This is a genomic window from Ruminococcus callidus ATCC 27760, assembly GCF_000468015.1.
Taxonomy (GTDB): domain Bacteria; phylum Bacillota; class Clostridia; order Oscillospirales; family Ruminococcaceae; genus Ruminococcus_C; species Ruminococcus_C callidus.
The window spans coordinates 1-8,466 of the sequence record NZ_KI260473.1; the positions used below are offsets into that span (position 1 = coordinate 1).

General features: G+C 53.1%; 9 protein-coding genes. 8 read left to right on the forward strand and 1 reads right to left on the reverse strand.

Going from position 1 to position 8,466, the window contains the following annotated elements; all coding sequences use genetic code 11:
* Window positions 1-94 precede the first annotated feature (94 nt).
* The 8 genes from gmd (at window position 95) to RUMCAL_RS12270 (ending at window position 7,554) form a co-directional block, all read left to right on the forward strand.
* Complete coding sequence (gene gmd / locus RUMCAL_RS12235) at window positions 95-1,129, forward strand: GDP-mannose 4,6-dehydratase (RefSeq protein ID WP_021683250.1); 1,035 nt, start codon at window positions 95-97, stop codon at window positions 1,127-1,129.
* Window positions 1,130-1,477: 348 nt separating this feature from the next.
* Window positions 1,478-2,629, forward strand: coding sequence for a glycosyltransferase family 4 protein (locus tag RUMCAL_RS12245; RefSeq protein ID WP_040648170.1), 1,152 nt, complete (start codon window positions 1,478-1,480; stop codon window positions 2,627-2,629).
* Window positions 2,622-3,773 carry a glycosyltransferase gene (locus RUMCAL_RS12250; protein ID WP_021683253.1) on the forward strand — a complete coding sequence of 384 codons (1,152 nt, stop codon included), beginning with the start codon at window positions 2,622-2,624 and terminating at the stop codon, window positions 3,771-3,773. Before RUMCAL_RS12245 ends, RUMCAL_RS12250 begins: the two co-directional genes overlap by 8 nt.
* Window positions 3,770-4,711, forward strand: coding sequence for a GDP-mannose 4,6-dehydratase (locus tag RUMCAL_RS12255; protein ID WP_021683254.1), 942 nt, complete (start codon window positions 3,770-3,772; stop codon window positions 4,709-4,711). Before RUMCAL_RS12250 ends, RUMCAL_RS12255 begins: the two co-directional genes overlap by 4 nt.
* Window positions 4,712-4,788: 77 nt before the next feature.
* Entirely contained in the window at window positions 4,789-5,388 is a 600-nt protein-coding gene (locus RUMCAL_RS12260) for a lipocalin/fatty-acid binding family protein (RefSeq protein ID WP_040648171.1), read from the forward strand.
* A 392-nt stretch (window positions 5,389-5,780) separates the two neighbouring features.
* Window positions 5,781-6,488, forward strand: a complete 708-nt coding sequence (locus RUMCAL_RS12265; RefSeq protein ID WP_021683257.1) for a PspA/IM30 family protein — start codon at window positions 5,781-5,783, stop codon at window positions 6,486-6,488.
* Complete coding sequence (locus tag RUMCAL_RS15645; RefSeq protein WP_021683258.1) at window positions 6,485-6,646, forward strand: hypothetical protein; 162 nt, start codon at window positions 6,485-6,487, stop codon at window positions 6,644-6,646. The genes RUMCAL_RS12265 and RUMCAL_RS15645 overlap by 4 nt, the downstream gene beginning before the upstream one ends.
* Before the next feature lie 269 nt (window positions 6,647-6,915).
* Window positions 6,916-7,554 (forward strand): 3'-5' exonuclease, encoded by a 639-nt coding sequence (locus tag RUMCAL_RS12270; protein WP_051343856.1) that lies wholly within the window; start codon window positions 6,916-6,918, stop codon window positions 7,552-7,554.
* Between the two features lie 55 nt (window positions 7,555-7,609).
* Here RUMCAL_RS12270 and RUMCAL_RS12275 read toward each other — a convergent pair whose 3' ends face one another.
* A complete protein-coding gene (locus RUMCAL_RS12275; RefSeq protein ID WP_021683261.1) occupies window positions 7,610-8,410 on the reverse strand; it encodes an SDR family NAD(P)-dependent oxidoreductase in 801 nt (266 codons plus the stop codon).
* Window positions 8,411-8,466: the final 56 nt, after the last annotated feature.

The following is an 8,466-nucleotide window of genomic DNA, read 5'->3' on the forward strand; positions in this document are numbered from 1 at the left end:
CTGTCGCACAATCTTTGTGCGGTATTGCCATAAATCGAAATCGTCAAAAGCAAAACCGACGATTTCTGATATATAGAAAGGAAAAGAAATTACTATGAGCAAACATGCACTGATTACAGGTATCACAGGACAGGACGGCTCCTATCTGGCAGAACTGCTGCTGGAGCAGGGCTATGAAGTATACGGCATCATGCGTCGTAAGAGCGTTGTGGATTACGGCAACGTAGAGCACATCAAGGACAAGATCCACTTCATCTATGCAGATATGACGGACGTGATCTCCCTGATCTCCGCAATGCGGATCTCTCAGGCAGACGAAGTGTACAATCTGGCTGCACAGTCTTTCGTAGCAACCAGCTGGGAACAGCCGCTGGCTACCGCAGAGATCGATGCTCTGGGCGTTACCAACATGCTGGAAGCGATCCGTTCGGTAAAGCCGGAATGCCGCTTCTATCAGGCTTCCACTTCTGAAATGTTCGGTCTGGTACAGGAAATGCCGCAGACCGAAAAGACACCGTTCTATCCGAGAAGCCCGTACGGCGTTGCAAAGCTGTATGGTCACTGGATCACCAAGAACTATCGTGAAAGCTATGGTCTGTTCGCATGCTCCGGTATCCTGTTCAACCATGAATCAGAACGCCGCGGTCTGGAATTCGTTACCCGTAAGATCACAGACGCTGTTGCAAGAATCAAGTTCGGCGTGCTGGATCATGTAGAACTGGGCAACATGGATTCCAAGCGTGACTGGGGTCACTCCAAGGACTATGTTCGTGCGATGTGGCTGATGTTGCAGCAGGACAAGCCGGACGACTATGTCATCGCTACCAACGAAACCCGCACCGTTCGGGAATTCGTAGAAACTGCTTTCGCACACGCAGGCATCACTGTAGAGTGGCAGGGCAGCGGCGTAGACGAGATTGGTATCGACAAGGCTACCGGCAAGACCATCGTTTCCGTCAACAAGAAGTTCTTCCGTCCGGCAGAAGTAGACGTTCTGCTGGGTAATCCGGCAAAGGCAGAATCTGTTCTGGGCTGGAAGCGTGAGATCTCTTTCTCCGATCTGGTAGAGCGTATGGTAAAGAACGATCTGGCTCTGGTAGAACACGAACTGAAGTGCCAGAACGTATAAGCGTGTCATTAGGGAAACACTGCATAAAGCTTGTGCGTAAGATGCGTAGTCAGATTTTTTGGCAGATTGTCAGAAATTCCGCAGGCAGACGTATGTCTGGCAAGGGATTTCTGGGCAATATGACGGAAAATCTGTACGCAGATTGCGTGCAAAGCCGTCAGGCGGGCTTTATGCAGTGTTTCCTTAGGATAAACGATATTATCGAAACCAATCAAACAGGGGCAGAGTTTCTCTGCCCTTGTTTCCATATCATGAACTAAAGGAAACACTGCACAGACTTGGTGCAGTGCTGCCGGAAAAAACCGGTGCGGTCGGCTATGCCCACCGGTTCTGAAGGAGGAATACGGAGTGCACATTGCATTTGATGTACTGCCGCTGATCGGCTGCCGCATGACGGGAATTGGCTATTGTGAAGCGGGGCAGATTCAGGCTCTGTCCAAGATGTACCCTGACGACGAATTTTTGCTGCAATTTTTCTCCCGCAAGAATGAGGAGATCAAGATCCAGCGGCTCCAGCCCTATCTGCGGGAAAATGTGCAGCCCCACTGGGCGAAAGCGTCCGGCTATGTCTATCGGCTGGTGTCCAACTTTCTGCCCATATCCTATCGGCATTACTTCGGGGACAAGGCGGAAGTCACCCACTTTTTCAACTATATCGTTCCGCCCAAGGTGGCAGGAAAGACCGTGGTCACTGTCCACGACATGGTGTACAAGACGTTTCCGGAAACGGTTCGCGGCAGAACGCGGTATATGCTGGATACCGGACTGAAAAAATCCATGAAGCGTGCCACCCGCATTGTGACGGATTCGGAATTTTCCAAGCAGGAGATCATTCGCTATTTCCCGCAGTTTGCGGACAAGATTCGGGTGGTATACTGCGGCGTGAACACCGAACGCTTCCACCCTGTGGAAGATGCGGAAACGATACAGGCGGTCAGGGACAAATACGGCATTGATCGGGAATATTTCCTCTATCTGGGTACCGTGGAGCCGCGAAAGAATCTGGAACGGTTGATTGCTGCCTATGACCAGTTCCGTCAGGGCAAGACTGCCCCGCCGTATCTGGTGCTTGCCGGCGGCAAGGGCTGGCTGGACAGCGGCATCTACAAAAAGGTGGAAGAACTGGGGCTGGGTGATCTGGTGAAGTTCACGGAGTATGTGCCGGACGAGGAGATCTGCCCGCTGATGTGCGGGGCACTGGCGTTTGTGTTCCCGTCGATCTACGAGGGCTTTGGTCTGCCGCCGCTGGAGGCAATGGCATGCGGTGTGCCGGTGCTGACTACCCATGCGGCATCGCTGCCGGAGGTAGTGGGAGAAGATGCCGTTGTGGCAGACCCCTATTCGCCGGAGAGCATTGCCGCCGGTCTGGAACAGCTGTACACCGACGAAGCCCTGCGGCAGAAGCTGCGGGAAGCTGGTCCGAAACGTGCGGCACAGTTCACGTGGGAGCGTTCTGCGGAACAGCTGTACGCGGTGTATCAGGAGGCTTGCCGTGAGTGAGCAGAAAAAACTGCGGATTTTGCAGGTAAATAAAGCATATTATCCCCATATCGGCGGAATTGAAAGTCTGGTGCGGACATTTTCCAGAGAACTGCAAAAGCGTGCGGAAGTGCAGGTGCTGGTTTGTCAGGAAAAGGGCAGGGGCGAGGATCGCATTGTAGAGGGTGTTCCGGTGCACTATGCGTCCAGCTTGGGCACATACTTTTCCTGTCCCATTTCCTTTTCTTTTTTGCGGCAGTTCCGGAAGCTGGCGAAGTGGGCAGACGTGGTGGAATTCCACGTACCGTTTCCGCTGGCAGATCTGGCGTGTCTGCTGTCGGGCTATCGCGGCGGTGTTGTGATCGCATGGCACAGCGATGTGGTGCGGCAGAAAACGCTGCTCCAGTTCTATAAGCCGCTGCTGATGCGGTTTCTCCGCCGTGCAGACTGCATCATTGCGGCAACGGAGGGACACATTACCAGTTCTCCGTTTCTGACCCAGTTCGCGGACAAGTGCCGTATCATTCCCTATGGCATCGACGTGCAGGCGTACCGCAGTGTGGAACGCAAGCCCATTCTGCGGCAGATCCAGCAGGATCCGGAAACGGTGCGGGTGCTGTTTGTGGGACGGTTCGTCTACTATAAGGGCATCGAGGTTCTGCTGCATGCGTTTGCACAGGTGCAGGGCTGCGAGCTGTTCCTCGTGGGGCACGGCACGCCGGAAATGGAAGAAAAGCTGCACCAGATCACAGAGGCCGCCCACATGGCGGCACAGGTGCATTTCCTCGGGAATCTGGAAGAAGCCGATCTGCGGGCAGCCTTTGCGGACTGTGACATCTTCGTGCTGCCCTCCACGGCAAACAGCGAAGCATTTGGTATTGTGCAGCAGGAGGCCATGGTCTACGGCAAGCCGGTCATCAATACGGCTCTGCCTACCGGTGTGCCCCATGTCAGTCTGGACGGCGTGACGGGAATCACCGTGCCGCCGGAAGACGTACCGGCACTGGCACAGGCGATACAGAAGTTGGCAGATGACAAGGCTCTGCGGGAGCAGTATGGCAGGGCAGCGGCAAAACGGGTGGAAGAAGAATATGAGGAGGCAGACGTGGTGGACAAGGTCTATGCCACGCTGGCGGAAATTGCAGAAAGGCGGCAAAGAACATGAAGGCACTTATCATTGGCGGCGGCGGATTTGTAGGACGGTATCTGGCAGAGCACCTGTTGCAGGACTGCGGCTGGGAAACCATTGTGACCAAGCTGCCGAAGGAAACGGTAGAAGTGGAAGGCTGCGAGGCGTACAATCTGGACATTCTGGACAAAGATGCCGTAGAAGCACTGCTGGTGCGGCACAAGCCGGACGCGATCCTGCATCTGGCGGCACAGAGCTCCGTGGCGTATTCGTGGAAAAATCCCCAGCTGACGGCAGACATCAACATTCACGGCTGCCTGAACGTGCTGGACGCTGTGCGGGACATACCGGACTATTCGCCGAAGATTCTGCTGATCGGTTCCGGTGAGGAATACGGCATTCTGCCGGCGAATACCAGTCTGGTCAGCGAAACCACACCGGTGCATCCGGCGAACCCCTATGCCATTACCAAAATGGCACAGAACCTGTTCGGGGCACTCTACGCCAAGGCGTATGAAATGCACGTGATGATGGTACGGGCATTCAATCATGTGGGACCCCGACAGCTGCCCCAGTTCGTGGTTTCTGACTTCTGCAAACAGGTGGCAGAGATCATGGCTGGCAAGCGGGAGCCGGTGATGCGTGTGGGCAATCTGACGGCGGCACGGGACTTCACCGATGTCCGCGACGTAGTACGGGCGTACAGCCTGCTGATCGAGCACGGCAAGTCCGGCGAGGTGTATAACGTGGGCAGCGGCAGAGCCATTGTCATTCAGGAGATTCTGGATCGCATCATTGCACACAGCGGCAAGGAGATCACCGTGGAGGTAGACCCTGCCAAGCTGCGTCCGGTGGAAGTGCCGGTGATCCGTGCCGATATTTCCAAGCTACAGGCAGACACCGGCTGGCAGCCGGAGATCCCGCTGGAACAGACCATTGCGGAAACACTGGAATACTGGAAACAGCATATTTGAGGGAATGCGGAATAAAGCTCGCCTGACGGCTTTATTTTGTGTTTCTCCGAAACGATTCCCAAGGGGAGGCAGAGCATATGGCACAACAATTGGAACAAAGACAGGGTGAGGAGCCGAAAGACGCTTCGGAACTCACGCCGGAATCGGAAGCAGGACAGGAAGACCTGGGGTATAGTGCACTTCCTTCTGATGCCTACGAGGAAGAAGAATGGGAAACCCAGAAGCAGAAAGTCTGGCCGCATCAGATCCATGTGTTCGGCATGCGGCAGAACCAGATCAACCGCCGGTATTCCGCGTGGATCCGGACGCTGGAGATCCAGAATCGGGCACTGGAAATTCGGGTGCAGCGTCTGGAGGAAGAACTGGCAGAACAGAAAAAAGAACTGGAGCGGCAAAAGGAAAAAGAGGTGGAGAGCCTCGGCAGAATGGTGCTGGATATTGAAAACATGAAACGGGAGTTCCGCAAGTTTTACCAGCTGGCAGAATCCCTGACCGGCATGCAGGACGATCTGAACCAGTTCCGCAAGGTGGCTTCTGATGTACGGCAGATGAAGACCGCTATGAGCCAGCTACAGGTTTCCGCGAAACTGAACGGCAACGCGGTTGCACGGATTTTGCAGCAGATGCAGGAGCAGGAGCCAGAGCCGGACAGCACGGAAGATTCCGCCGAATCCTGAGGCAATACCGCACAATCTTTGTGCGGTATTGTCCTGAAAAAAGTGACGGCAGCACGGTATAAAATGGTGCGTCGTACAGGGGTGTGCAGCAAATGCACACCCCTTTTTGCATTGTAAGCGTTTTGTAGGATTTTCAACAGAAATCCCGCAAACCTGCGAAAAGCATCGGGACAGTTTTCAGAAAAAACTGGGTAAAATGCCGGAACAACTGCCGGATTTGTAAATGATTTGTAAGATTTCTCTTGACAAGACGGAAAAAGTACGATATAATATAGGAAACGTGAAATATCAAAATGGCAATGGCAGCCCTCACAGAAAGCCGACAGGCGGGTCTGTCAAAACCTGCTATCATATCATAACGAGCGGAAGCTCAAAGAGCATGGAGGAACAATATGGGTATTTTTTCAAGAATTGGCGATGTCGTAAAGTCTAACATCAATGACCTGATCGATCGTGCAGAAGATCCGGAGAAAATGGTAAAGCAGATCATTCTGGATCTGCAAAAGGAAGTCAGCAACGCCACCACCGCACTGGGCAAGGCAAAGGCAAGCGAACGCATTGCCAAGCGGCAGTATGACGATGCGGTAAAGACTTCCGCAGACTGGGAAATGAAAGCAAAGGCTGCCCTAAATGCCGGCGAAGTTGATCTGGCAAAGAAGGCACTTTCCAATAAGGTAAAGGCAGACGAGTCTGTCAAGCAGTATCAGCAGATGTATGAGCAGATCGCTGCCCAGACGGCACAGCTACAGGAACAGGTGGAAACCCTGAAGTCCAAGCTGGACGAAGCCAAGAGCCGTCAGGCAATGCTGATCGCACGCTCTCAGATGGCAAAGACCCAGAAGAATCTGGCACAGTCGGTGGGCGGTCTGGATTCTTCCAGTGCCATGGATAAGTTCAACCGCATGGAAGAAAAGGTGACACGGCAGGAGGCAGAGGCAGAGGCATTTGCCGAGATCGCCGGTTCCAGCAGCACACAGGACGAAAAGACCTTTGCAGAATTGCAGCATGATATGGACGTAGATGCAGAACTGCAGCGGTTAATGGCAGAGATGGGGCAGACCGATGCCGCTTCTGCAACAGAAGGGAGTGCGGCAGAATGAAAGCACGGAAAGAAGAAAAGTCGTCCCTTTGCGGCGTACTGATGGTACTGGTTGCCATTGCAGTGGGCGTGGCAGGCATTGTCTACGCTCTCTCCACACACCGCCGCCATGTCAATCAGGAAAAGTGGAAAGATTACGACGAGTGCGGCTTAGTGTAAGGAAAACATTGGCAGTTTTTCAAGCATAAAAGCCGGTTTGTTCCAGAGCATTTTTCCATGGAAGTGTAAAACTAAAATTTTGTTTTGGTAAGTAAAATTACAAAAAATCATAAAAAAACAAACAAAAACTATGAAATCGGGTGCAGATGTTTTGTCTGCACCCGATTTTTTCAAAATAAACGCAAATTATGTCAAAATAGATTGTCAACTTTTCTGGGATATGCTATAATGACATTATCCAATTGGTGAAAAAAGGGGAAGTAATGCATATGCAGGGAAATAAGATCGTTCTGGATCTGGAGTTCACGCCGATTCGAGATCCGGACTTGCAGGCAGTTGCAAGAAGTGAGATTCTGGAGATCGGTGCGGTGAAGCTGAACGAGCAGAATGCGGTTCTGGAGGAGTTTCAGACTTATGTCAAGCCGCAGTACAGCAGAGTCTTGCCGCGGGTGACAGTGCTTACCGGAATCACGGAGGAAACGGTGGCAACGGCTCCGTCCTACGCAGAGGCAATGGCGAACTTTACAGACTGGATCGGTTCAGACTGTCGCAGCCGGTTTTATACATGGAGCAATTCCGATCAGAACGTAATTCTGAACGAGGCAGATCTCAAGGAACAGTCGCTGCACGATATGTTCTACACCCACTGGGTGGACTTGCAGCGACTGCATCAGAGAATGTATGGATTTACCCGCCAGATGAACCTGACCAATGCACTGGGCTCTATGCAGATCTATTTCGAGGGAACGGAACACGGGGCGTTGGCAGATGCCAGGAACACGGCGAAGATCCTGAAGCGGCTGAGTAACCTGCAGGACGTGCGGGAGCGAATCCAGCAATCCCACATCACCTATAACGACAGCCAGTCGCACGGGTTCACCATGGGGCTGGTGTTCAAGAAAAAATAAAGGCAGGGACGTGTGCCCCTGCCGGAATGGATATGGTGTTGTGTGACGGTTTCCTTTACGGACGCAGTCCCAGACCGCCTTCCAGTGTAATGGTTTCGCCGGTCATGAACTTGAAATCCGGAGAAGCCAGCTGAACGCAGACCCGACCGATCTCCAGTTCTGCATCGCCCAGATGTCCTGCCGGCGGCATCTTGACATTCTTTTCGAATGCGTCCGGATAGGCATTCTTGAAGTTTTCCAGCTGTGCAGTCCATGCCAGCGGGCAAACGATGTTGACATTGATGTGATCTCTGCCCCATTCGGTAGCGGCAACACGTGTCAGACCACGAATGCCCTCTTTGGCTGCGGCGTAGGCACACTGTCCGAAGTTGCCGAACAAGCCGGCACCGGAGGCGAAGTTGATGACAGAACCCTGTGTCTTTTTCAGGTAAGGATAGCAGGCTTTCATGTAATGGAATGTGGCATACAGGCCGGAGTAGACCGCCAGATCAAACTGCTCTGTGGTGTGGTCTGCCAGCGTGACACCGGAGGCAGATGCCTGTGCGTTGTTGATGAGCACATGAATGTCCCCGAAGGTGTCCACTGCCTGTTGTACCACATTTTCCACAACGGCGGCATTGTCCGCACCGGCGTTCACGTCAGCCTGCACTGTCAGAACACGAATGCCGTACAGGCGTTCCAGTTCTTCCTTGGCAGCGTCCAGCTTCTGTGTGTTCCGTCCGGTGATGACCAGATTGGCACCTTCTTTGGCATAGGCGGTGGCAATGCCATAGCCGATAGAACCGCATCTGCCGTCGCTGAGCACAGCTCTGCCGGCACCGGTGATAATGGCGGTTTTGTTGGTCAAGAAACCCATAATAAAACTTCCTTTCTGAGAATAAAGGCAATACCGCACAAAGATTGTGCGACAGA

Bases quoted from the DNA above. Each gene is read 5' to 3' on its own strand.
- gmd (WP_021683250.1), top strand. From the start codon at position 95: ATGAGCAAACATGCACTGATTACAGGTATCACAGGACAGGACGGCTCC.
- RUMCAL_RS12255 (WP_021683254.1), top strand. From the start codon at position 3,770: ATGAAGGCACTTATCATTGGCGGCGGCGGATTTGTAGGACGGTATCTG.
- RUMCAL_RS12260 (WP_040648171.1), top strand. From the start codon at position 4,789: ATGGCACAACAATTGGAACAAAGACAGGGTGAGGAGCCGAAAGACGCT.
- RUMCAL_RS12265 (WP_021683257.1), top strand. From the start codon at position 5,781: ATGGGTATTTTTTCAAGAATTGGCGATGTCGTAAAGTCTAACATCAAT.
- RUMCAL_RS15645 (WP_021683258.1), top strand. From the start codon at position 6,485: ATGAAAGCACGGAAAGAAGAAAAGTCGTCCCTTTGCGGCGTACTGATG.
- RUMCAL_RS12270 (WP_051343856.1), top strand. From the start codon at position 6,916: ATGCAGGGAAATAAGATCGTTCTGGATCTGGAGTTCACGCCGATTCGA.
- RUMCAL_RS12275 (WP_021683261.1), bottom strand. From the start codon at position 8,410: ATGGGTTTCTTGACCAACAAAACCGCCATTATCACCGGTGCCGGCAGA.